The organism is Pseudomonas tolaasii NCPPB 2192 (genome assembly GCF_002813445.1).
GTDB classification, from domain to species: domain Bacteria; phylum Pseudomonadota; class Gammaproteobacteria; order Pseudomonadales; family Pseudomonadaceae; genus Aquipseudomonas; species Aquipseudomonas tolaasii.
In genome coordinates, this window is sequence record NZ_PHHD01000001.1 from 466207 (window position 1) to 488583 (window position 22377).

Here is a 22377-nt window from a genome sequence, read left to right on the forward strand (position 1 = left end):
TCCAGGTTCAAGGGCGCAGGCGTTACCAAAAGTCTTTCAAGTGACGTCGATCAATTCCGAGCCGCTCATTCCTCTTCGCACTAAATAATCCACGCAATCAAGCAAATCGAGCTAAGCGCCAGGATTGTCAGCGCCAAACAAAACACTGTATAAATAACCAGACCTCAAGCCTGGGAGCGGCCGTCATGCTCGTGCACCTGTCCGTACACAACTACGCCATCGTTGAACATCTGGACCTGGAACTGGATCGCGGGATGAGCGTAATCACAGGCGAAACCGGCGCCGGCAAGTCGATCATGCTCGACGCCCTGGGCCTGACGCTGGGCGATCGCGCCGACAGCGGCGTGGTGCGCCCCGGTGCCGACAAGGCCGACATCCTGGCCACCTTCGACCTGGCAGACATCCCTGAAGCCGAAACCTGGCTGGCCGAGCGCGACCTTAATAATGAAGGCCCCTGCATCCTGCGCCGGGTCATCACTGCCGAAGGGCGTTCGCGCGGCTATATCAACGGCACACCCTGCCCCCTGGGCGACCTTAAATCCCTGGGCGAACTGCTGATCGATATTCACAGCCAGCATGAGCACCAATCCCTGCTGAAAACCGACACTCATCGCCGGCTGCTCGACGAATATGCAGGCGCCACCGATCTCGCCCGTCAGGTGCAGCTCGCGGCCCAGCGCTGGCGGCAGACACGCCAGGAGCTGGAGCGCCTATCCAATTCCGGCGACGAGCAGCGCGCTCGCCATCAACTGCTCAGCTATCAGCTTGAAGAGCTGGAAAGCCTGGGCCTGGGTGAAACCGAACTGGAGCAACTGGAGCAGGAACACAAGAACCTGACCAACGCCGAAACCCTGCTGGGCATTTGCCGCCAGGTGGTGGAGCAATGCAGCGAAAGCGATTCGGGGAATGTCCTTAATGCACTGACCGCCAGCCTCAACCGGCTGTCCAGCGTGAACAGCGGGTCCGGCTCCCTGAGTGAGGCCACGACCCTGCTGACCAGCGCGCAAATCCAGGTAGAAGAAGCCGTCGGCGAGCTGAACCGCTTTCTGGATCATTTCGATGCCGACCCGGCGCGCCTGCAGGAAATTGAAGAGCGCCTGGACACCATTTATACGTTGGCGCGCAAACACCGAATCCAGCCCACCGAAGTGGCAACAATGCAGCAGAAGCTGCTGGATGAAATCGAAACCCTGAACGCCAATGACGAATCCATTGAGCGGCTTGGCGAAGAACTCGCTTCTTTTGCTCGTCACTATCAAGAGAAGGCTCGCGAGTTGAGCGATCTGCGCCATCAGGCTGCCACAGGCCTGGCCGGCGCCGTGGAACAGGAGATTCAGCGGCTGGGCATGCCAGGAGGGCGCTTTACCATCGAGTTGCGTACCAACGCCAGTAATGAGCTGCAACCCCATGGGCTTGAACAGGTGGAACTGCTGGTCAGCGCCAATCCCGGCCAACCACTCAAGGCCTTGGCCAAAGTGGCATCCGGTGGCGAGCTATCGCGGATCAGCCTGGCGATCCAGGTCATTACGGCGCAGACCTCGCGGGTGCCCACACTGGTATTTGACGAAGTGGACGTGGGGATTGGCGGGCCGACCGCCGAGATCGTTGGGCAGTTGTTGCGCCGCCTTGGGGATAGAGGCCAGGTACTGACGGTGACTCACCTGCCGCAAGTGGCCGCCCAAGGGCATCAGCACTTGTTTGTACACAAGGTACGCGGGAGCGATGCAACGCATACAGCCGTGTCGAAACTGAACAAGTCGGAACGCGTGGAAGAAGTGGCGCGGATGCTGGGCGGTATCGACCTGACCAAAGAGTCCCTGGCGCACGCGAAAAAAATGGTTGTGGCCGCCAAGGCTTAAGCGGGCATTTTCCTCTCTATAGAAAGCACGAAGGCGACCCAAGGGTCGCCTTCCATCGTTTCGCAGAGCACATCTGCGGCGATTTTTACTTTTTCTTACGGATGTACAGCACCAGGTTATGGTCCACCAAATCGAAGCCATGCTCCTCAGCAATCTTGTGCTGCAGCGCTTCAATTTCCGGACTGGTGAACTCGATAACCTCGTTGGTATCCAGATCAACCATGTGGTCGTGATGACCACCGTCAGCCAATTCGAACACTGCATGACCGCCGTCGAAATTATGACGAACCACCAGCCCTGCGGCTTCAAACTGGGTCAGCACACGGTAAACCGTGGCCAGGCCAACGTCCTCGTTAGACTCCATCAGCGCCTTGTAAACATCCTCGGCACTCATGTGGCGCTGCTCAGCAGAATCGAGCATTTGTAGAATCTTGACTCGCGGCAAAGTCACTTTAAGACCGGCTTTGCGTAGTTCGCTATTTTCAACCATGGTTAGCTTTCTCGCGGATGCTGCTTCGCAGCTTCTCTTAATACGGGTATGATCGGCGTTTACGTTGTCCCAGCCAAGATAGTGGAAGTCGCCCACCGATGCAAAACACCAAGCTCTTGCTAACCAGTTTCACCTTTGTGGGACTGCTCGCACTCGCCGGTTGTTCATTCCCCGGGGTTTACAAAATCGACATCCAGCAGGGCAATGTCGTCACGCAGGACATGATAGACCAGTTACGCCCGGGAATGACCCGACGGCAAGTGCGGTTTATCATGGGTAACCCCCTGCTGACCGACACTTTCCATGCCGATCGCTGGGATTATCTCTACAGCATCCAGCCTGGTGGCGGTGAACGCCAGCAGGAGCGTGTCAGCGTCATTTTTAATGGCAATGACCAGCTTGTTAGCCTGTCCGGTGACTTCATGCCCGGCGTGAGCCGTGATGAAGCCCTGCTCGGCAAGGACAACGGCACCAACGTGACTGCGCCTGCGCAGGGCACAGAGAAGCCGAAGTCCGAAGTACCGGCCAAGCCTGGCTCCTTGCTGGACACCATCCAGAAAGACGTCGACGGCGTACAAGCAGTACCTGTCCCGACGCCGCAGCCTCTGGACACCAGCCCGCAATAATTTTGCGGCGCTCAACAAAAAGCCCGGCATGCCGGGCTTTTTGTTGCCTGTCGATTAACCTGCTTACAATTCTTGTTTCCTGGCCATCGCCGCCTTGGCTGCGCGCAGCCTGCGCACCTCTTTGGGGTCCGCCAGCAAAGGCCGGTAAATCTCAATCCGATCGCCCGGTTGAACCGCGCGGACCTCAGCGTCGGCAATCACCTTGCCAAATATTCCCAACGGGCAATCAGCCAACACCAACGCCGGAAACTGCGCCGCTATCCCGGACGCCTCCACCGCCGCCCTTAAGCTCGTGCCAGAGGGCACCGCCAACGCCAACAACACTTGGCGATCCTCAGCGGCAAATACCACTTCAATCTCAACCATGCAGTTGCTTGGCCCGCTGGCAAAACGCGTCGACCAGCGTATTGGCCGCCTGATTAAACAAAGGCCCCAACGTCGCTCGCACGATCGGCCCCGCATAATCAAAAGAAAGGTCCAGGCTGATTTTGCAGGCTTTGTCCGTCAGCGCCTTGAACACCCACACGCCATGCAACTGGGTGAACGGGCCTTCCTGCAGATTCATTTCAATGGATTTCCCGGGTACCAGCACGTTGCGCGTCACAAAGTGCTGGCTCAAACCGCCCTTGGCCACCCCGACACTGGCAACCATGTGTTCATCGCTGCTCTCCAACACTTCAGCGGCAGAGCACCACGGCAGGAATTCCGGGTAACGCGCCACGTCGTTGACCAGGTCGTAGAGCGCCTGCGCCGGATAAGGCAGTAAGGCCGAACGTTGAATATGCGTCGTCATGTGAGCGTTACTTCCACTGCTTGAGGCAAACATCGCGAAAGAACAGCCCGATCCGCGAGAGAAAAAAACCAAAGAACTGCCGGTATTGTCCGGGATTCGTCCAACACGCTCAAGCACGCAGGTTGACCGTAGCCGACACGCTCGCAACTCCCTATAATGCCGCCCCTATGGCTAAACAAAAGAAACACCCCACAGGGACCATCGCGCAAAACAAAAAGGCGCGACACGATTACTTCATCGAACATCGGTTCGAGGCTGGTCTGGTCCTGGCCGGCTGGGAAGTAAAAAGTCTGCGCGCCAACAAGCTGCAGTTGGTCGACAGCTACGTATTGCTCAAAGATGGCGAGGCTTGGCTGCTGGGCAGTCATATCACCCCGCTGACCACCGCGAGCACCCACGTGATTGCCGACCCGGTGCGCACGCGCAAGCTGTTGCTCAACGCACGCGAACTGGAAAAGCTCGCTGCCTCCGTACAGCAGAAAGGCTACGCTTGCGTTTGCCTGTCCTGGTACTGGAGCAAGCACCTGGTCAAATGCGAGATTGCATTGGGCAAGGGCAAAAAGGAGTACGACAAGCGCGACACCGAGCGCGAGCGCGACTCCAACCGCGAGCTGCATCGCGCCGTGCGCAACAAGGGCAAGGAAGACTGATCCTTGTGACGATGTAGCCCCTCGCGGGCTACAGACCTTTACGTCGTTCCGCTCGCGCCACGCGCTGAACTTCCTGACGCACCTCCTCCAACACTTCCTGCACATACAGCAGGTGACGTGTTGAAACTTCCCGCGCCTGCTCGGCCCGCCCTTCGATAATCGCCAGGTACAAATCCCGATGCTGGCTGATCAGCATGTCGCGGGTTTCCGTACGCTGTTGATACATTCCGCCGATATTGGTCACCACGTTGCGCTTGAGCAAATCGAACAGCCCGCGAATGGTGTGCAGCAACACCGCGTTATGGCTGGCCTCGGCGATGGCCAGGTGAAACCTCGCATCCGCAGCGCCCTCTTCCATCCGGCACACTTGATCGGCACGCGCATAGCAATCCTGAAGCGCCTCAAACGCCGCCGTCAGCCGCTCGCGATCAACCTCGGTGGCACGCAATGCCGCGTAATAGGCACAAGACGCTTCCAGGGTCTGACGAAACTCCAGCAAATCACGCTGGGCCTCGGGATTGTTCTCCAACAGGTGCAACAGCGGATCACTGAAAGTTGACCCCAGGGAATCGGCCACGTAGTTGCCGCCACCCTGCCGACTCACCAACAACCCCTTGGCCGCCAGCTTCTGGATCGCCTCGCGCAACGACGGGCGCGACACACCAAACTGCTCAGCCAAAGCGCGTTCAGCCGGCAAGCGCTCGCCCGACTTCAGCGTGCCCTCAAGGATCATGCCCTCAAGCTGCTCGACAATATCGTCAGACAAACGGCGCTGACGCACCTGATCAAACCCCATAACTCACTCTCCACAATCCCGACCACTCGCCGGGCCCTCTATTCTGGCCTATCGCCGCGCCTGCGGCACCTATCAGAACGCCTCCGATTCAACCGATCAGCACTCGCCTTCGACCAAAGTTTCGCGGGCGGCAAATTGACACACCCCTGCCAAGGCTTTTACTCTAGCCCACAGCGACTGTAAATTGGTATTACCAATTATCCAAGCTGAACAAACAACAACAATCAGGGGCCACCCCACTATGCAAACCTGGCAACAGCTTTACAGCCCTCTCGGCAGCCTCGGCCTGTCCGCATTGGCGGCCGTTATTCCGATCGTTTTCTTCTTCCTGGCCCTGGCCGTGTTTCGCCTCAAAGGCCATGTGGCCGGCAGCATCACCCTCGCGCTGTCGATTCTGGTGGCAATCTTTGCCTTCCAGATGCCCGTGGACATGGCGCTGGCCGCCGCCGGTTACGGCTTTGCATATGGTCTGTGGCCCATCGCCTGGATCATCGTCGCCGCCGTGTTCCTCTACAAACTGACGGTCAAAAGCGGCCAGTTCGAGATCATCCGCAGCTCGGTCCTGTCGATCACCGACGACCAGCGCCTGCAGGTGCTGTTGATTGGGTTCTGCTTCGGCGCCTTCCTCGAAGGTGCGGCCGGTTTCGGTGCGCCCGTGGCAATCACCGCCGCGCTGCTGGTGGGCCTGGGTTTCAACCCGCTGTACGCCGCCGGCCTGTGCCTGATCGCCAACACCGCACCCGTCGCCTTCGGCGCGCTGGGCATTCCGATCATTGTCGCGGGGCAAGTCACCGGCATCGATGCGTTCAAGATCGGCGCCATGGCGGGCCGCCAACTGCCACTGCTGTCGCTCTTCGTGCCCTTCTGGCTGGTGTTCATGATGGACGGCCTGCGCGGCGTTCGCGAAACCTGGCCGGCTGCGCTGGTTGCAGGCCTGAGCTTTGCCGTCACCCAATACTTCACCTCCAACTTCATCGGCCCGGAGCTGCCGGACATCACCTCGGCCCTGGCCAGCCTGATCGCGCTGACCCTGTTCCTGAAAATCTGGCAGCCCAAACGCACCGCCGGCGCACAGATTGCCGGCGCGACTTCCAGCGCAGCCATCACCGCCAGCGCCGGTGGCTTTGGCCAGCCGCGCCAAACCATTGCCTCGCCTTACAGCCTTGGGCAAATCTTCAAAGCCTGGTCGCCGTTCCTGATCCTCACCGTACTGGTGACGATCTGGACGCTCAAACCTTTCAAGGCCATGTTCGCCGCCGGCGGTTCGATGTACAGCTGGGTGTTCAGTTTTGCGATCCCGCACCTGGACCAGATGGTGATCAAGGTCGCCCCCATCGTCACCAACCCGACCGCCATCCCGGCCGTGTTCAAGCTGGACCCCATTTCGGCCACCGGCACCGCGATTTTCTTTTCTGCGCTGATCTCGATGCTGGTGCTGAAAATAGACGTCAAAACTGGTCTTACCACTTTAAAAGAGACCTTCTACGAACTGCGCTGGCCGATTCTGTCCATCGGCATGGTGCTGGCATTCGCCTTCGTCACCAATTACTCCGGCATGTCCTCGACCCTGGCGCTGGTACTCGCCGCGACGGGCGCTGCCTTCCCGTTCTTCTCGCCCTTCCTCGGCTGGCTGGGGGTTTTTCTGACAGGTTCCGACACCTCCTCCAACGCGCTGTTCAGCTCGCTGCAGGCCACCACCGCTCACCAGATCGGCGTCAATGACACCTTGCTGGTAGCCGCCAACACCAGCGGCGGCGTGACCGGCAAGATGATCTCGCCGCAATCGATCGCGGTGGCGTGCGCCGCCACTGGCCTGGTGGGCAAGGAATCCGATCTGTTCCGCTTTACCCTCAAGCACAGCCTGTTTTTTGCCACCCTCGTCGGGTTGATCACGCTGGCGCAGGCCTACTGGTTCACCGGTATGCTGGTGCACTAAACGCCAGCACGTCACAGGGTAAGAATCGACGCCGGACCACGGTTCCGGCGTCTGCCATTTCTGGAGGACCGATGAGCCTGCCTGCTGCCTTTCTGCACGACGTCGCACACCTGATCCCGAAAGATCGACGTTTCGACGACTCTCTTTCCACCCTCGCCTTCGGCACCGACGCCAGCTTTTACCGACTCATCCCACAGTTGGTGATACGCGTGGAGTCGGAAGATGAAGTGGTGGCATTGCTGCAACTGGCCCAACGCGACCGCGTGCCGGTGACCTTCCGCGCCGCGGGAACCAGTCTGTCGGGTCAGGCCATCAGTGACTCGGTGCTGATTGTGCTGGGCGATAACTGGAACGGCCGCGAAATTCGCGGCCAAGGCACCCAGATCCGTCTGCAACCCGGCGTGATCGGCGCCCAGGCCAATGCGTGGCTGGCGCCGTTCGGGCGCAAGATCGGGCCGGACCCGGCCTCGATCAACGCCTGCAAAATCGGCGGCATCGTTGCCAACAACGCCAGCGGCATGTGCTGCGGCACCGCGCAAAACACCTACCACACCCTGGCGGGCATTCGCCTCGTGCTGGCGGACGGCAGCCGCCTGGACACCGAAGACGCCGCCAGCGTCGCCGCCTTTCGTCAACAACACAACACGCTGCTGGAACGCCTGGCAACACTCGGCCGCGAGACGCGGGCCAATACTGAATTGGCCGCAAAAATTCGTCACAAATACCGTCTGAAAAATACCACCGGCCTGTCACTCAATGCCCTGGTGGATTTTGATGAGCCGCTGGATATCCTCAGCCATTTGCTGGTGGGCTCCGAGGGCACTCTGGGCTTTATCAGCGCCGTGACCTACGACACCGTCATCGACCACCCGAACAAAGCCTCGGCGTTGATTGTGTTTCCGGATGTCGAAACCTGCTGCAATGCCGTCACCGTGCTCAAAACCCAACCCGTCTCGGCGGTTGAGCTGCTGGACAGGCGCAGCTTGCGCTCGGTGCAAAACAAGCCGGGCATGCCCGCTTTCGTACAACAACTATCGGAAAATGCCTGCGCACTGCTGATCGAATCCCGCGCGGCGTCGTCGTCATTATTACAAGAGCAACGGGCGCGGATCATGGCGTCACTGGCGCCTTTCCCCGTGGAGAAACAGGTCGATTTCACCGAGGATCCGCTGGAAAACGCACGCCTGTGGGCCATCCGCAAAGACACCTTTCCCGCCGTCGGCGCCGTGCGTAAGACCGGCACCACGGTGATCATCGAAGACGTGACCTTCCCGGTCGAACAACTGGCCATCGGCGTGAACCGCCTGATCGCACTGTTCGACAAACATCACTACGACGAAGCCATCCTTTTCGGACACGCCCTGGAAGGCAATCTGCACTTTGTCTTCACCCAAGGCTTCAACAGCAGCGAAGAAGTCGCACGCTATCAAGCATTCATGGACGACGTGGCACAGCTGGTGGCGGTGGAATTCGGCGGTTCGCTGAAAGCCGAACACGGAACCGGCCGCAACATGGCGCCGTTTGTCGAGCTGGAATGGGGCAGCGAGGCCTATCAATTGATGTGGCAGCTCAAGCGCCTGCTCGACCCTAACGGCATCCTCAACCCGGACGTGGTGCTCAGCGACGACCCGCAAATCCACCTCAAGCACCTCAAACCATTGCCGGCGGCCGACGAGCTTGTGGACAAGTGCATTGAATGCGGCTTCTGCGAGCCGGTCTGCCCATCAAAAGGTCTGACCCTGAGCCCGCGCCAGCGCATCGTGATCTGGCGGGATATCCAGGCAAAGAAACGTGCAGGCGTCGACACTACTGAACTGGAAGCGGCTTACCACTACCAAGGCATCGACACCTGCGCCGCCACAGGGTTATGCGCCCAACGCTGCCCTGTAGGCATCAATACCGGCGACCTGGTGAAAAAGCTGCGCAGCCATGACGCTGACCGTACGAAAACCGCCGACTGGCTCGCCAGCCATTTCGCCACGGCACTGCAAGGGGCACGCTTTACCCTCCATGTCGCCAATGGCGCGCGCATGCTGCTGGGTGCACCGCGACTGACCAAGCTGTCGGCAAAAATCACGCAGTTGTCCAAAGGCCAAGTCCCACAATGGACAGACGCCATGCCGCAGCCGGAAAAAGCCATCCGCTTCAGCCCCACGGTCAATGACGAGCGCCCGCGCGTGGTCTACCTGGCCGCCTGCGTCTCACGCGCCATGGGCCCGGCGGCGGGCGATAAAGAGCAGATGTCGCTGTACGACAAAACCCGAGCGCTCCTGGAAAAAGCCGGTTACCAAGTGGTCTTCCCAGAAAATCAGGACAACCTGTGCTGCGGCCAGCCCTTCGCCTCCAAAGGCTACGCCGAACAAGCCGAACACAAGCGCCAGGAACTGATCGGCGCCCTGCTCCACGCCAGCCGTGGCGGCCTCGACCCCATCTACTGCGACACCAGCCCGTGCACCCTGCGGCTGGTGCAAGACCTCGGCGAAACGCGCCTGGACCTGTACGACCCGGTACGTTTCATCCGCACGCACCTGATGGACCGCCTCGACTTCACCCCACAGGAAGCCCCCATAGCGGTACACGTCACCTGCAGCACTCAACACCTGGGCGAAAGCCAGGCCCTGATCGACCTCGCCCGGCGCTGCTCGAACACCGTGGTCATCCCCGAAGGCATCCATTGCTGCGGCTTTGCCGGCGACAAGGGCTTCACCACGCCGGAGCTCAACGCCCACTCACTGCGCACCCTCAAGGATGCCGTGCAACATTGCAGCGAGGGCATCTCCACCAGCCGCACCTGCGAAATCGGCCTGAGCCAGTATGGCGGCATCGATTATCACGGGCTGGTGTACCTCGTGGACCGCGTCACCCAGGCCCGGGCCCATTAAACCTGCAAAAAAACAGAACCCCTGCGCGCCGGCGCAGTCATCTGCATAGGCCTCGGCGAACGAGGCTCAACAGTGATGTCGCTGGCAGGCCCTCAACGCCAGCAGCGTCGAGCCCTTTTTCGCAAGGAGATACCCTATGAAGCGTTCCGCTCTTGCTGGCTTGTTCATTACCGCTGCGATGTTGGCCTCCCCTGTTTTCGCGGCCGGCGAGCCTGATCTGTGCAAGATCAACCTCGACAAAATCAACAACGGCCAGGCCCTGCTCGCGACTGATACCAGTGGCAAAAAGGGCGAAATCGACACCGCCGTGTCCCAAGCCAAGGCCGCTCACGCCGCCGGCGATGACAAGAAGTGCATCGAGATCACCTCCAAGGCCCTTCAGGATCTGCAGAACAGCGAGAAAGGTGGCCAATAAGCCCTTCACTCGCCCACGGCCAACCTTCGGGTTGGCCTTCTGCACAGGTTTGGCGTACACTGCACAAGCTTGTCACTCTCCAAGAAACAACGAGTTACAAGCACGGGGCCGTTTAGGATTCGACGCCGGTCGCGAAACTTTAGGTGCATGCCGAGTTGGTAACAGAACTCGTAAATCCACTGTTGCAACTTCTTATAGTTGCCAATGACGAAAACTACGGCCAGGAATTCGCTCTCGCTGCGTAAGCAGCCTTAGCCCTGAGCTTCTGGTACCTTCGGGTCCAGCAATCACCAGGGGATGTCTGTAAACCCAAAGTGATTGTCATATAGAACAGAATCGCCGTGCAGTACGTTGTGGACGAAGCGGCTAAAACTTACACAACTCGCCCAAAGCACCCTGCCCTTCGGGTCGCTGAGGGTTAACTTAATAGAAACGGCTACGCATGTAGTACCGACAGCGGAGTACTGGCGGACGGGGGTTCAAATCCCCCCGGCTCCACCAAATACTAGTTTCCATATGCTCCCACATGATCGGAAACACCCCAAGAAGCCCGCCCCGTGCGGGCTTTCTTGTGTCTGGACGCTTATGAATGATCCCGTACAGCATTGCACCCTGTGTATGCCTGCTTGTATGCTCGCCTAAATATTGAAACTAGGGCATACACAAATGAAGCGTTCGGAGATAAAGCGCCGTCCTATGGCTGATACCACTCTGGCCAGCCTTGAGCCAGAGGCCAGCACCTACCGGGAGCTAGATGGTGCCGGTCTTTATCTGCGCGTTAAGCCCACTGGGCAGAAGTCCTGGGAGCTGCGCTACAAAAAAGCCGATGGCAAATGGTCTTGGCTAGGCTTGGGAGGTTACGGCAAAGGTAGCCACCAGTTAACCGGCGAGCAGGCACGCCAAAAAGCAGCAGAGTTGCGCAACGGCACGGCAAAAGACGGCAGCATGCTTGCCACTCAGCGAGCCAAAAAAGCCGCAGAACTTGAGGCGGCCAACAACACGTTCGAACATCTGGCTCGCGAGTGGTACGCCAACAAGCGCAAAGGCTGGAGTGCAGGCACTGCAACCCGGACCATCGGCGCTCTGGAACTGCATGTGTTCCCAGTCTTTGGTAAGAGACCCTATCAAGGTGTCCTGCCCATGGAGTGGATGGAGCTCCTGCGCGGTATGGAGCAGACCGGCATTGTCGAGCAGACCAGTCGGGTACGTGGCATGTGCAGGGAAATTTACGACCTAGCCCGCGTTACCGGGCGCGCCACTCACAATCCGCTTGAAGGTCTGCACAAATTTTTGCTGACTAAACCCGCAGAAAACTATGCCCATGTTTCAACCGACGAGCTGCCGCCTCTGTTACGAGCGATCAGAGCGTACCCGAGCGCGGCAGACGTTCGTATCGGTCTGCACCTACTGTCTATGCTCGCCTGCCGACCGTCTGAGTTACGTGAGGCCCGCTGGTCCGAGTTCGATCTAGATGGTTGCCTGTGGACCGTTCCCGCCGAACGAATGAAGCGTCGTCGCGAGCATGCAGTTCCCCTACCACGCCAAGCCGTCGACCTGCTGCGCGATCTTCAAAACCTCACAGGTGCGTACCTACTGTTATTCCCTGGCCGTAGCGACACCACCAAGCCACGCTCCAATACGGTATTCCTGATGGCCCTGCGCCGCCTCGGTTATGAAGGTCGGCAGACCGGCCACGGGTTCCGCCATATCGCCAGCACGATCCTCAACGAACACGGCTTCGACGAGAACCACATTGAGGCTCAGCTATCACACGTCAAAGACGGCATTGCAGGCGTGTACAACAAAGCTCAGTACCTGGCGCAACGGACGACCATGATGCAGTGGTATGCAGACCATCTTGACAAGCTGGCAGCAGGTAACGTTGTGGAATTCAAAAAAGCGCAGTAACTCCAGGTAATACCAATACTAGACATCTCATCTTGCAATGTTAAATATTAGAAGCCATGAAAGCATGCCTGACTATATAAGCGAAAAATTAGCCATTAAAAAACTATCCGAAATTACCAAAGGTAAGATCAACGAGGAAATTAGCGATTCACTAATGCAAGAACTTGTCAATTGCGGCGTCATCCCGTCATACATTAAATTTCATCCAAAAGATAAGACCGCTTACCTTGATAAATCATTTTATTTCTTTTTCCCAGACTGCGAAGACGAGCCGCAGATGAGGCCAGGTCGGGATAATGGCTTCAAATCCCCAATTCAAGCTTTGCCGTTCCCGCTTCGAGAGGGCGGAATACTTAAAATGGCTGAATGGGCTATCCTCGGACAGCAAAGGCTGCCAACATTAAGAACTTTTGACTATCTAGTTATGGCAGTTCGTTCTAATGGGCAGCCAGAGCATCTGACAGACCAGCACTTCGTCAGGCTTTACACGTTACAAGAAATACGCCAGTCAAAACAAAATGTAATTCAATATATCGAAACCGGAAAATACCAGCGCGCCGTTCATAGTTACTGCGATGAGTTCCCCGGAGTCGAAGATGAAACGGTGTTAGTGGGCATGAGCCCATTCACTGACGATCCAGACCACTTCAATCCAAATCGAAGAATTCGCAAACAAGTTAATTCATCATCCAGCGACGACGTACCAGGGGAAGACAAGCCATGTATGCGGCTAATTATTTCGGCGATGCACGAAATGATCTATGAGCTGCGCGCCGAGCTTGGGAAAAAACTACGCAACGATGAACATCTGATAGAAGAACTGCAAAAAATTCTGCCTGAGAAAACCTATAGAGGAATGAGCGAGGACAGCCTGAAGAAATCGTTTGCAGCGGCCAGTAGCTGGCGCGACTTTGTGAAAAAAAGGTACGAGTAGCAGGAGACCTGACCGCACTCATCACGGGCGACAAAAATACTTTTGCAATTGCAATGACTCCGACGGACCGGGTGCATAACGTAGCAGGCCTCAACCGGATGGAGGCATATGAATGCATCTAAATCACCCAGCACTAAGCAAAGGCTTAATCCGACAATCCGCGCTTTGGCAATGGCTTGGAATGACCCGCTCGGGCCTCGCCAAGCTCCAAACGAAAGACCTAACCTTCCCCAAGCCCATCAAGGACGGTGACTCCCGCCAATCGGCTGTTTATTACGTCGTGGCCGAAGTTGAAGCCTGGCTGCAATCCAAGATTGCCGCTCGGGACAAAGCCCAAGGCGACCACTCTGGGGGGGTGCAACAGTGAGCGGCCCAAACGTTATCCGCTCCAGTCGTGCCCTTTTTGTGCAGTCGTGCCCATGCCCCAGGCTGGGCACTACTGAGGGCACAAGGGCACGACTGCCGAAATCGGTTGCCAGTGATAGCTTTAGCAGTTATCGTCTTGCGGTCGCTGCAAATTCAGCGACCGGGCTTGGTAACCCGATCAGCAAAAGGCGCAACAGCGCCCCTATTACGATTGCAGGCGCTTTTTTTGCGTCCGCATTTCCGTTTTATGGCGGCTGTGCGTGGGAGACCCTCGGGTCTGCCGGGTTCCTTTTGCCCCGGTTTACCAACCCGCGTACAGCTGCCACCCATTCGCTTGGTAACGAATGTGGCAGCTCCTCAGCAAAAGGAGCGTCACCCATGCTTACCCGTCTTTTCAGCCTTACTCCGTCCGAAGTCCATAACAAAGTCGAGCGTCACCGTGCTCGCGCTGTCGCCCAACTCAAGAGCAAATCCAGCCTCAAAGTTCGCCATCAGCGTTACAACGCCGAAATGACCCGTGCCCGCTTTTTTGAAGCCATGTTGACCGGAGGCGCACAGTGAAACATCTGACTACTATCGAAGTTTGTTTTATTTCTCCTGCCCACGCTCACAATAAACAACAAGTATTTAGCGTCAACCCCGACATTGATGCTGAAAACGCTTTGTATATTGCTTCGGACCTAATTGGCAGTGTGATGGATGTCCTCACAGAGGCGGCTGTTGGGGATATTCCACTTGAAGGCAATAGCGCCTTTATGGTGAGCCATACACTTGAAAGCGCCAGAGCTGCGCTTTATTCCGTGCTGGGAAAATTAGAAAAAACTAACGACTTCATTCCCGGGAAATAAACATGACCACTCTAAAGCAGCGCCAAGTTGCGCTGGCGGGATCGGCTTGCCTGGATAAAGTTCTTAGTTGTCTCGACAAAGTTAAAGCTTCCGGCACTAACAAATGGAAAGCGTGCTGCCCTGCGCATGACGACAAATCCCCAAGCCTAGCAATAACCGAAACATCAGACGGCACTCTTTTGCTCAAGTGCTGGGCCGGATGTACCGCTCAGGAGATTGTTTCGGCAATTGGGCTGGAGTTGCGCGACCTATTCCCTGGTACAAAGCAGCCACGTCGCGGACCAAGTAAGCAGGCCATTGAACATGAGCGCACCGTCTACCTGATCGGAAAGGCGCTGCTCGATAACGGCAAGTTGTCCGGCGACGATCTGCAGCGTTTCAACCTCGCCAAACAGCGTCTGGGGGTTAAATGAACAATAAGGATAGGTTCGCCGAGCAATGGGAGGAGCTGAACAAGCCGCTCAAAGGGGCAAACCTCAAAGTATTGCCAACAGTCCCCGCCGTCTGGAAGGTAAACGCGGTCAGCGCAGCCGATATAAAACCGGTGGCCATTCGCTGGCTGTGGCCTGGCTGGTTGGCCAAAGGCAAGTTGCACATACTCGCGGGGGCTGGCGGTACCGGGAAAACTACCCTGCTGATTAGCTTGATCGCGACCATCACCACAGGCGGACGCTGGCCAGACGGTGAGCTTTGCCAAGAGCGCGGCAATGTTCTGATTTGGTCGAGCGAAGACGACCCGGCAGACACGCTGGTGCCGCGCCTGATCGCGGCTGGCGCTGACGTGAACCGGGTACACATTATTCAAGGGCGCCTCAACGCTAAAGGCGAGGCTGACCCCTTCGACCCATCAAACGATATTGGTTTGCTGCGCGACACCGTGCGTGATTTGGGCGGTGTGTCATTGCTGATGCTCGATCCAGTGGTCAGTGCCGTGAAAGGGGACATGCACAAGGCCAATGACGTTCGCCGTGGCTTGCAAGGCGTGGTGGACTTTGCCGAGGCAAATCTCTGCGCCGTTGTCGGTATCAGCCACTTTGCCAAGGGGGGCGCTGGATCCTCGCCGGCTGATCGTGTGATCGGTTCGCAAGCCTTCTCGGCACTGGCCCGAACGGTTCTGGTCGCCGCCAAACAGCAAGATTCTGATGCAAGGGTGTTGGCGCGGGCCAAGTCCAACATCGGCACCGACGAAGGTGGCGTGTCCTACACCATCGAGCCCTGCACCATCGACGGAGGCATTGAAACGACGCACGTTGCGTGGGGCGATCTGATACAGGGATCGGCGCGGGACATTCTGGGTGACGTTGAGTCGGTCGACGAAGATCGCCTGGATGATGCTGATGATCCAGCCGAAGCACTCCGACGAATCCTGAGCGCGGGGCCCCTGACCGGGAAAGAAGCCAAAAGACTGATGACCGGCAACGGCTATACGCAAAAGCAGATCCGCAACGCCCGTGAGCGACTCTCAGTAGTGACAGCCCGGTCCGGCTTTGGCGGCGACACAATTGTGAGCTGGTCGCTCCCTCAAGCGAAAGGTCAGTTCGCGGCATTCCCTCCAGTCGTGCCCTCTGACGGCCAGTTGTGCCCACCCTTAGACATGGGCCCGACTGGAGAAAAAGGGCACGACTGGAACAGCTTAATCAGTAAGGCACCTCCGCAGAACTTCACCGATGACGATTCGGAGGAAGTCTGATGGCCGCTCTCGCCTACCTGCTCAATCTCGGGTTTTCGGCGAAATTGAGCGGAAAGCGTGTTCGGGTTTCGCCCGCAAGCAAGCTCAATGACCAGGTGCGCGCCTACATCAAAAACCACCGACTCGAACTGCTGGCTGAGCTGGCCTCGAATGACGGGATTGAGCGCCGCTGCCATTGGCGGGTCATGCGCGACGGCAAACCGCTCTGCACGATGATTGGGGAGCCAATGACCCGGGCGGAAGCCCTCAATGCAGCCCTGTGGCGCTGGCCGGACGCGGACCTTGCCTAGGTTCCCGCCATTGGTGGATGGCGCGGATCTGCTCCATCCACCAATGGTGAAAGACCACTAACGCTCGCACCGTTACCAGATCGGTACCAGAGATGGGCTCAAATTTGAACGCATTAACTCCCGCCAATGGCGGACGCAAACTCAGAGACTGGAATCATGAACACGCTGCACGTAAACATCACCGATGCCGAGATACGCAAGCAAGCCGCTGGCCCTGTGCGCCAGTTGCGCGATCACCGCTATCCCGAGTTGCGTTTCCGCTATTCAACCACCGACCGCACCAAGGGCGCCTGGCACGTCGTGGTGCGCGGTAAGTGGGGTAAGGCCGGAAACTATCCCGGCATCAATGCCAAGCTGATGCAGACCACTTTGCCTGCCATCCTCGCCCGACGCTCTATTGACCCGGATGCCACCTCGACCACCACCAGCTGGACCAAGGTGGGTGATGTGCTGACCTGGTACGCCGACCGCATGAGCCGTGACCGTGGCTTGTCCACCAAGCGCAAGGCCAGCGCCCAGTCCGCGTTACGTTGCCACTTGGTGCCCCGGCTAAAAGCGCTGGAGCTGGCCAGCCTCGACCGGGCCAGCCTTGACCGCCTGCTGATGTGGCCGATGCAAGAGCGTTTCGCGCTGTCGTTCGTGCGTTCGGTCTACGGCGTGCTGGCGGTGGCGTTCCGGCAAGCCACTCGCCTGGCACTGCTGGTTATCAACCCCGTGGCTGACCTCAAGTACACCGACTTTGTGCAAACCCGGATCAAGCCCAAGCCTGCTCGGTTGCGTGGTGATGACCTGCCAGCGCTGCTGCACGACCTGGCCGAACGGATCGAGCTTGCGCCGCTGGAATCCATGCTTGCCCTGATGATGCTCTGTCACGGCACCCGACTGGGCGAAACCCGGCAGGCCCGCTGGAAGAACCTCAACCTCACCACACGCCAATGGTTTATCCCAGCAGAGGACACCAAGACTAAGGCCGAGCACACGTTGCCACTGACCGAGCAAGCCTGCGCTCTGATCGAGCGTTACCAGGCCGCTCAACAGGCTACTGGGTATCAAGGGCCATTCCTGTTCCCGGGGCGCGCTGGTGGGGCTATTAGCGCGTCCACGGCCAGCACCTTGTTCAAGGGGATGACCAAGGGCGAATGGTCGAGTCATGACCTGCGCAAGGTGGCACGCACCGCGTGGGCGGATCTGGGGGTGGATTACATGGTGGGCGAGATGCTGTTGAACCACGCCATGAAAGACCTCGATGCAACCTACATCCACACCACTGCCGAGGGAATGAAACGCAAGGCCCTGGAGACGTGGCATCAGCACCTTGATGGGCATGGCTTCATGGCCTTGCACATTGAGACATATGCGGGACACGCGGGAGAGGCATCACCCATGCAGACCGCAGACGGCTTAGCCTCCAACGATTCCCCCCATCCATCCCAAGGGAGGAGGTTAATCGGCGAAGGCCGGGAAATTACGCATGACCAACGTCCACACCATTGCAAAAAACCACACACCAATAACTGACCCTGGAGGTCAAACCATGAAAGCACCCAAGAAGATCAGTGACCTGAGCAAAGCCATCTCCGAAGGCTTTGCCATCATCGAGCAGATCAGCAGCGACATTCAGCGTGCTGAGACCGCCTCACAGGTAGCCGATACCATCGCAGCACAACTGGACGAACTGAGCCACGAGCGTGCGGAGCGTAGGGCTATGGCATTCGTGTGCAAGACCACGGCGGATGTCGCGGACCTGAACGCTCGCGAGGAAGAATTAGAGCGCGCTAGCCGCCAGGCAATCGAGGACGGCCAGGCTGCTACTATCGCAATCAGAATACTCACCGAAAAACGAGCCGATAGGTTGGCCGAAGTTAAACAGCTCAAAGAAGAGCGCCGTGAACGAACCATTGCCTGGCTAAAAGAAATCCGCCACGACGCTATCAACCGCTACATTCAAGTCTTGGCCGAAATCGGCGGCCCCATGGCAGATGCTTGTGCTGCGGATCGAACGCTACACGCTCTGGGCGCTGGTGAATTTCTAGCGACCAGCATGCTCAAGCAAATCCGTGTAGCGGACTTCGCCATTCCTAACAGCTACAAGGTTCAACGCGATACCACCAGTATTAAGATGCTCGACGCGCCCATACCCTGGCTGCGCGACGAGGCGCTGGGCGATGCCGAAACTCAGGCGCTAGCAGATGAACTAAGGAATGTAGGTCTGAATATCTCCAGGGCGTAAACCGCACCACACTCATGCAGCGCTGACCCTAACGATTGCTTTGGTCGGCGCTGCTAATACGCACGACACGCACACAAAACACGTGGGGTTGTACGCACTACATGACGGTGTGCCCGTGCAGCGCTGCCGTGACGAAGTCACACGACAGTAATTCATTCCGCCCTATCGCCGTAGATATCACTCCCGTCAGATTTCAGTACAACCCTTTGCAGTTGCAACTGAAAGGCCACCCGATAGCTTTTGAGGGGCATGCCCCTCCCCCCCTATCCTGGGTCCCTCCTGGCTCTTCTTGCAGCGTGGGCATTGCGCGCCGCGCTGCGCCTCTAGCTAAAGCTTTTGAAATTTGGGTAACAGAAATATTAGCCACCAATGACGAGTATCAGTGGCGTACTAAACAATAGCTCAACGCTCTAGCCCGCCGGGCTCTCGGACTTGTAACTAGGTCGTAGCGCGGCTCCATTTTTGTTACCCGCCGCAGACCTTTTTACCTGAGTTGGGTAACAGCATGGGTAACAAAATCGACTGCTACCGGGTAACAAAAAACGGCCTGGGCCGACCAAGCCATGCCGCCCACCACTATCTCAAAGCAATAACAAAAAAAGCACATGTATCGCCATACGATGACTTCATTTTTTTGATAAAACAGGCCAGTGCACTACGTAGCGATGAACGGTAGAGCACGGGCAGACAGCGGTTGCGATTGGTAGTCTGTATTCGGCCGATTGCGTTGAAAAAGTCGGCTTCGGTTTCCACGGTAGAAAAGTTCGCGCCCGAGATTGAAATCTGTGTTTTTGGCAGAAGGTTCACGACTCGAATTTCACATAGCAGCACGCAAAACAGGTGTTTTTACCTATCAGTCTCCGAGCGTTTTGGACAAACCGACTTTTTCAACACAATCGGCCATGAGCGGACGTCCAGATTATGGAAAGGATAATTCTGTACCCCTTTTGTTGCATTGGTGGATACCAGCTCTAGAAGCGGGTAGAAAACGTTCAGAGCAAAGCACTTGCATCTACTCATGTCTCAAGCGAGGATCCACGTAGGCACATCGCCATCAGCGGAGCATCACCTATGCCTCTTCAGACACGGAACGTTTTCATCGACACGGAGTTCTTCGTAAAGGCAGGTCTTGAGTTTTCGTCTCGTACAATCGAATCATTCAAAGAAATTTGCAGCGATGGCGAGCTAAACCACATCACTAGTACGATTGTGGTTCGCGAGGTCGATGGAAAAATTTCCGACCACATTCGTGAAGCGCTGAACGGAGTAAAAGATTTCAGACGAAAAGCGAAGATTCTGACTCATTCAACTGACGCGGCGATCAGCGGCCTTTTTGCTCAATTCGACAAAGATGATGTGGAGAGTCATGCATTGAAAGTGTTCTCAGACTTTCTGGATGAATCAAACACTACCGTACTTGATCTGAGTAAAGTCGATCCCGATGAATTAATCAGGATGTATTTTGAAAGGGAAGCACCTTTTCAAGAAGGAAAAAAGAAAACAGAATTTCCCGATGCCTTTACTATGCTTGCTCTAAAAGGACATCTTCGCGATCAGGAAGAAATTTACGTCGTTTCAGAAGATAAGGACCTCATAGCATTCTGCCTAGAAAATCCCAGATTTATAATTATTGAAAGTCTTAGCAAACTGCTCGACCTGTATAACGCACACGACCAAGAACGCTCAGACTTTATAAAAAATCTAATAGAGGCCGAGAGGAACACAATCAATCAAGAAATTATAAATCAGGTCGAGTCAGCGGATATCTATAATTCGTCAAGCTGGGAAGATGCGGAAGTAGAAAGCTTGACTGTTTCAGAGGTGAGCGACTTCGAGCCATCAATAATTCATATTGATGATGAGACCTGCCAGATCTCGTTTGATATAGAGGTAAAGTATTTAGTTACTGTCACCGGCCCCGACTTTAATAACGGCACCTATGACAGAGAGTCAGGTACGGTCTACACATTTGATGATTCGACCAGAGAGGAAGAAGGAAAGCTAGATCTAACCGTCGAGCTAGAACTTTCCTACCAAGTGGACGGTGGCGTTTTTGAGATACAGAATTTAGGAATTTACGTTACTGGACTAAGTGGCGGGATCGAAGTTTCGGTTGAAGAAAACGGGACAGAAGACTACTACTAAATTCTCAGCGCTGAGGGATTTTGATATTAGTTTCTGAAGAGTAAATAAATTTTAAACGAGACTAATTAAGTTCGAAGAAATTAGAGTCGAAAAATTATGAACTGGGGATCAGGTCAAGATTTTTTCATATTTTCTGATCCCGACTTTAATAACCCAATAATGGAAGCAATATGAGCAGGAAAGCAATTAACGAGGTCTTTACGCCGCGAGCAAGGGAGCTTAATCCAGCAATGTACGTTGCCCGTCCTAGGCTGGAGAAAGACCTTGCGCGGGCGTTGGGCAGGCACAGTCACACCCTGTTATTCGGCGAGAGTGGGAACGGTAAGACGTGGTTGTTTAAAGTCGCCCTCGCTAAGAACGACTTACCTTACGTGGTGGCGAACTGTGCGAATGCCTCTCGAAACAAGTCTATCACCGAAGAAATATGCGGCGCGATCACAGAGCCTGGCACGGCGTCAAAGCTTGGATATAGCGAAGAGAAAGCTGCGGAAGTGAGCGCGGCGTTCCTAAAGGGAGCGCTGAAGCACACTGATAGCTATACCGTTGCGCAAGAAGATCCACTACTCAAGGCGTTTCGGCTTTTCGCAGATAGTGGCGCTGCCGGGAGAGCGCAGAAGAAAATTATCGTTCTCGATAACCTTGAGTCTATCTTTGATACGCCTGAGCGGATGTCTGAGCTAGCTGATCTGATCATTCTGTTAGACGATAGTCGTTACTCTCAGTGCAACATCAATTTCCTTATCGTTGGGGTTCCTAACGGTGTATTACAGTATTTTCGTGAAACTAAGAACTCGGATTCCGTCGCCAATCGTATATTCGAGATAAGAAAGGTCGAAGGACTTGACTCGGGGCAAGTCCAAGAAGTAATCAGAAAGGGGTTTGCTCAGCTCGATATTCTCCTCACCGGACCGCAGTACATTGAGGTCGCTGATCATATTTGGTCGGTGACATTAGGCATAGCACAACGTGTTCATGAATATTGTGAAGCGCTCGCCCATGAAATAGAGGACAACAATTGGACCTATGACACGAAACTGCTAGAAAGAGCCGACGAAGAATGGTTGCTCAGCGGGCTCCGATCTTGCTATACAGCCATCGAAGGGCATCTAAATAGCCGTGACACGACCGTTGCTCGTAGAAACCAAGCGATCTATTGTATAGGCCGGATTTCGAGCCACCAATTCGATGCGAACGACATTGATAAGCGGATCAGGATTGAATTCCCTAGTACTGCTGTAAAACATATGGGGATAGGTAATATCCTTTCCGATCTCGCCGCTGGTGACAGTCCTCTTTTGATCAGGAACGAGCAGTCAGGAGCTTACACCGTCCGGGACCCTATGTACCTGATGTGTATCAAGCTCATGTTAAAAAAAGACCCTAGCAAATCAAAAGTTATTAAGAAGAACTTCGTGAGATAACTCTTAAAAATCGTGATGAATGGCCGATAGCTGCCCTTCGCGAGAGGCCGCAATCGGCCAAAAGCGGACATCGATTACCAGTATTTCGGATGATGCCG

Annotated in this window: 22 protein-coding genes and 1 other RNA gene; 19 read left to right on the forward strand and 4 right to left on the reverse strand. The window is 56.2% G+C overall.

All coding sequences use genetic code 11. The features are described 5' to 3' along the window. The first annotated feature begins 185 nt into the window (after nucleotides 1-185). Entirely contained in the window at nucleotides 186-1859 is a 1674-nt protein-coding gene (recN, locus tag ATI14_RS02210; protein WP_016973777.1) for a DNA repair protein RecN, read from the forward strand. 85 nt (nucleotides 1860-1944) lie between these two features. Here the strand turns inward: recN and fur are convergent, their stop codons facing one another. Beyond that, complete coding sequence (gene fur / locus ATI14_RS02215) at nucleotides 1945-2349, reverse strand: ferric iron uptake transcriptional regulator (protein ID WP_003194220.1); 405 nt, start codon at nucleotides 2347-2349, stop codon at nucleotides 1945-1947. Nucleotides 2350-2447: 98 nt separating this feature from the next. On the opposite strand from fur, the gene ATI14_RS02220 reads away from it, so the two are divergent. Further along, nucleotides 2448-2975: an outer membrane protein assembly factor BamE gene (locus ATI14_RS02220; RefSeq protein WP_016973778.1), complete on the forward strand. Its 528-nt coding sequence runs from the start codon at nucleotides 2448-2450 to the stop codon at nucleotides 2973-2975. A gap of 63 nt (nucleotides 2976-3038) precedes the next feature. On the opposite strand, the gene ATI14_RS02225 is transcribed toward ATI14_RS02220, so the two are convergent. After that, complete coding sequence (locus ATI14_RS02225; protein WP_016973779.1) at nucleotides 3039-3341, reverse strand: RnfH family protein; 303 nt, start codon at nucleotides 3339-3341, stop codon at nucleotides 3039-3041. Further along, nucleotides 3334-3768, reverse strand: a complete 435-nt coding sequence (locus tag ATI14_RS02230) for a type II toxin-antitoxin system RatA family toxin (protein WP_016973780.1) — start codon at nucleotides 3766-3768, stop codon at nucleotides 3334-3336. Before ATI14_RS02230 ends, ATI14_RS02225 begins: the two co-directional genes overlap by 8 nt. 167 nt (nucleotides 3769-3935) lie before the next feature. Here ATI14_RS02230 and smpB point away from each other — a divergent pair, with 167 nt between their 5' ends. Next, nucleotides 3936-4418 carry an SsrA-binding protein SmpB gene (gene smpB / locus ATI14_RS02235; RefSeq protein WP_016973781.1) on the forward strand — a complete coding sequence of 161 codons (483 nt, stop codon included), beginning with the start codon at nucleotides 3936-3938 and terminating at the stop codon, nucleotides 4416-4418. 28 nt (nucleotides 4419-4446) lie between these two features. Here smpB and ATI14_RS02240 read toward each other — a convergent pair whose 3' ends face one another. After that, nucleotides 4447-5214, reverse strand: coding sequence for a GntR family transcriptional regulator (locus tag ATI14_RS02240; RefSeq protein WP_016973782.1), 768 nt, complete (start codon nucleotides 5212-5214; stop codon nucleotides 4447-4449). 241 nt (nucleotides 5215-5455) lie between these two features. Here ATI14_RS02240 and ATI14_RS02245 point away from each other — a divergent pair, with 241 nt between their 5' ends. From ATI14_RS02245 to ATI14_RS02325, 16 genes are all read left to right on the forward strand, one after another. Next, nucleotides 5456-7150, forward strand: a complete 1695-nt coding sequence (locus tag ATI14_RS02245) for a lactate permease LctP family transporter (RefSeq protein ID WP_016973783.1) — start codon at nucleotides 5456-5458, stop codon at nucleotides 7148-7150. A 71-nt stretch (nucleotides 7151-7221) separates the two neighbouring features. Continuing rightward, nucleotides 7222-10032, forward strand: a complete 2811-nt coding sequence (locus tag ATI14_RS02250) for an FAD-binding and (Fe-S)-binding domain-containing protein (RefSeq protein WP_016973784.1) — start codon at nucleotides 7222-7224, stop codon at nucleotides 10030-10032. 136 nt (nucleotides 10033-10168) lie between these two features. Next, nucleotides 10169-10447: a hypothetical protein gene (locus ATI14_RS02255; RefSeq protein ID WP_016973785.1), complete on the forward strand. Its 279-nt coding sequence runs from the start codon at nucleotides 10169-10171 to the stop codon at nucleotides 10445-10447. A gap of 104 nt (nucleotides 10448-10551) precedes the next feature. Beyond that, nucleotides 10552-10948, forward strand: a transfer-messenger RNA (tmRNA) gene (gene ssrA / locus ATI14_RS02260). A gap of 165 nt (nucleotides 10949-11113) precedes the next feature. Beyond that, a complete protein-coding gene (locus ATI14_RS02265) occupies nucleotides 11114-12355 on the forward strand; it encodes a tyrosine-type recombinase/integrase (protein WP_080520218.1) in 1242 nt (413 codons plus the stop codon). A gap of 64 nt (nucleotides 12356-12419) precedes the next feature. Continuing rightward, nucleotides 12420-13289, forward strand: a complete 870-nt coding sequence (locus tag ATI14_RS02270; RefSeq protein WP_080520219.1) for a hypothetical protein — start codon at nucleotides 12420-12422, stop codon at nucleotides 13287-13289. 112 nt (nucleotides 13290-13401) lie between these two features. Further along, nucleotides 13402-13656 (forward strand): helix-turn-helix transcriptional regulator, encoded by a 255-nt coding sequence (locus ATI14_RS02275; RefSeq protein ID WP_080520220.1) that lies wholly within the window; start codon nucleotides 13402-13404, stop codon nucleotides 13654-13656. A gap of 377 nt (nucleotides 13657-14033) precedes the next feature. After that, nucleotides 14034-14216 carry a hypothetical protein gene (locus tag ATI14_RS31115; RefSeq protein WP_080520221.1) on the forward strand — a complete coding sequence of 61 codons (183 nt, stop codon included), beginning with the start codon at nucleotides 14034-14036 and terminating at the stop codon, nucleotides 14214-14216. Further along, entirely contained in the window at nucleotides 14213-14503 is a 291-nt protein-coding gene (locus ATI14_RS02285; RefSeq protein WP_080520222.1) for a hypothetical protein, read from the forward strand. The genes ATI14_RS31115 and ATI14_RS02285 overlap by 4 nt, the downstream gene beginning before the upstream one ends. A 2-nt stretch (nucleotides 14504-14505) precedes the next feature. Next, on the forward strand, nucleotides 14506-14916 hold the full coding sequence (locus tag ATI14_RS02290) for a virulence-associated protein E (RefSeq protein WP_080520223.1): 411 nt from the start codon (nucleotides 14506-14508) through the stop codon (nucleotides 14914-14916). Further along, nucleotides 14913-16193 carry an AAA family ATPase gene (locus ATI14_RS02295; protein WP_080520224.1) on the forward strand — a complete coding sequence of 427 codons (1281 nt, stop codon included), beginning with the start codon at nucleotides 14913-14915 and terminating at the stop codon, nucleotides 16191-16193. The genes ATI14_RS02290 and ATI14_RS02295 overlap by 4 nt, the downstream gene beginning before the upstream one ends. Then, nucleotides 16193-16483 carry a hypothetical protein gene (locus ATI14_RS02300; RefSeq protein ID WP_080520225.1) on the forward strand — a complete coding sequence of 97 codons (291 nt, stop codon included), beginning with the start codon at nucleotides 16193-16195 and terminating at the stop codon, nucleotides 16481-16483. The genes ATI14_RS02295 and ATI14_RS02300 overlap by 1 nt, the downstream gene beginning before the upstream one ends. Nucleotides 16484-16639: 156 nt before the next feature. Further along, entirely contained in the window at nucleotides 16640-18001 is a 1362-nt protein-coding gene (locus ATI14_RS02305; RefSeq protein WP_080520226.1) for a tyrosine-type recombinase/integrase, read from the forward strand. Between the two features lie 16 nt (nucleotides 18002-18017). After that, a complete protein-coding gene (locus tag ATI14_RS02310; protein ID WP_080520227.1) occupies nucleotides 18018-18713 on the forward strand; it encodes a hypothetical protein in 696 nt (231 codons plus the stop codon). Between the two features lie 1071 nt (nucleotides 18714-19784). Then, nucleotides 19785-20858: a PIN domain-containing protein gene (locus tag ATI14_RS02320; RefSeq protein WP_080520228.1), complete on the forward strand. Its 1074-nt coding sequence runs from the start codon at nucleotides 19785-19787 to the stop codon at nucleotides 20856-20858. 170 nt (nucleotides 20859-21028) lie between these two features. Continuing rightward, on the forward strand, nucleotides 21029-22279 hold the full coding sequence (locus ATI14_RS02325; protein ID WP_080520229.1) for an AAA family ATPase: 1251 nt from the start codon (nucleotides 21029-21031) through the stop codon (nucleotides 22277-22279). Nucleotides 22280-22377: the final 98 nt, after the last annotated feature.

What these genes read in the sequence shown, in the direction of transcription:
- ATI14_RS02245 (WP_016973783.1), top strand. Translation starts at nt 5,456, where the DNA reads ATGCAAACCTGGCAACAGCTTTACAGCCCTCTCGGCAGCCTCGGCCTG.
- smpB (WP_016973781.1), top strand. Translation starts at nt 3,936, where the DNA reads ATGGCTAAACAAAAGAAACACCCCACAGGGACCATCGCGCAAAACAAA.
- ATI14_RS02230 (WP_016973780.1), bottom strand. Translation starts at nt 3,768, where the DNA reads ATGACGACGCATATTCAACGTTCGGCCTTACTGCCTTATCCGGCGCAG.
- ATI14_RS02240 (WP_016973782.1), bottom strand. Translation starts at nt 5,214, where the DNA reads ATGGGGTTTGATCAGGTGCGTCAGCGCCGTTTGTCTGACGATATTGTC.
- ATI14_RS02270 (WP_080520219.1), top strand. Translation starts at nt 12,420, where the DNA reads ATGCCTGACTATATAAGCGAAAAATTAGCCATTAAAAAACTATCCGAA.
- ATI14_RS02325 (WP_080520229.1), top strand. Translation starts at nt 21,029, where the DNA reads ATGAGCAGGAAAGCAATTAACGAGGTCTTTACGCCGCGAGCAAGGGAG.
- ATI14_RS02295 (WP_080520224.1), top strand. Translation starts at nt 14,913, where the DNA reads ATGAACAATAAGGATAGGTTCGCCGAGCAATGGGAGGAGCTGAACAAG.
- ATI14_RS02250 (WP_016973784.1), top strand. Translation starts at nt 7,222, where the DNA reads ATGAGCCTGCCTGCTGCCTTTCTGCACGACGTCGCACACCTGATCCCG.
- ATI14_RS02290 (WP_080520223.1), top strand. Translation starts at nt 14,506, where the DNA reads ATGACCACTCTAAAGCAGCGCCAAGTTGCGCTGGCGGGATCGGCTTGC.
- ATI14_RS02300 (WP_080520225.1), top strand. Translation starts at nt 16,193, where the DNA reads ATGGCCGCTCTCGCCTACCTGCTCAATCTCGGGTTTTCGGCGAAATTG.
- ATI14_RS31115 (WP_080520221.1), top strand. Translation starts at nt 14,034, where the DNA reads ATGCTTACCCGTCTTTTCAGCCTTACTCCGTCCGAAGTCCATAACAAA.
- ATI14_RS02320 (WP_080520228.1), top strand. Translation starts at nt 19,785, where the DNA reads ATGCCTCTTCAGACACGGAACGTTTTCATCGACACGGAGTTCTTCGTA.
- ATI14_RS02275 (WP_080520220.1), top strand. Translation starts at nt 13,402, where the DNA reads ATGCATCTAAATCACCCAGCACTAAGCAAAGGCTTAATCCGACAATCC.
- ATI14_RS02255 (WP_016973785.1), top strand. Translation starts at nt 10,169, where the DNA reads ATGAAGCGTTCCGCTCTTGCTGGCTTGTTCATTACCGCTGCGATGTTG.
- ATI14_RS02225 (WP_016973779.1), bottom strand. Translation starts at nt 3,341, where the DNA reads ATGGTTGAGATTGAAGTGGTATTTGCCGCTGAGGATCGCCAAGTGTTG.
- ATI14_RS02305 (WP_080520226.1), top strand. Translation starts at nt 16,640, where the DNA reads ATGAACACGCTGCACGTAAACATCACCGATGCCGAGATACGCAAGCAA.
- recN (WP_016973777.1), top strand. Translation starts at nt 186, where the DNA reads ATGCTCGTGCACCTGTCCGTACACAACTACGCCATCGTTGAACATCTG.
- fur (WP_003194220.1), bottom strand. Translation starts at nt 2,349, where the DNA reads ATGGTTGAAAATAGCGAACTACGCAAAGCCGGTCTTAAAGTGACTTTG.
- ATI14_RS02220 (WP_016973778.1), top strand. Translation starts at nt 2,448, where the DNA reads ATGCAAAACACCAAGCTCTTGCTAACCAGTTTCACCTTTGTGGGACTG.
- ATI14_RS02265 (WP_080520218.1), top strand. Translation starts at nt 11,114, where the DNA reads ATGAAGCGTTCGGAGATAAAGCGCCGTCCTATGGCTGATACCACTCTG.
- ATI14_RS02310 (WP_080520227.1), top strand. Translation starts at nt 18,018, where the DNA reads ATGAAAGCACCCAAGAAGATCAGTGACCTGAGCAAAGCCATCTCCGAA.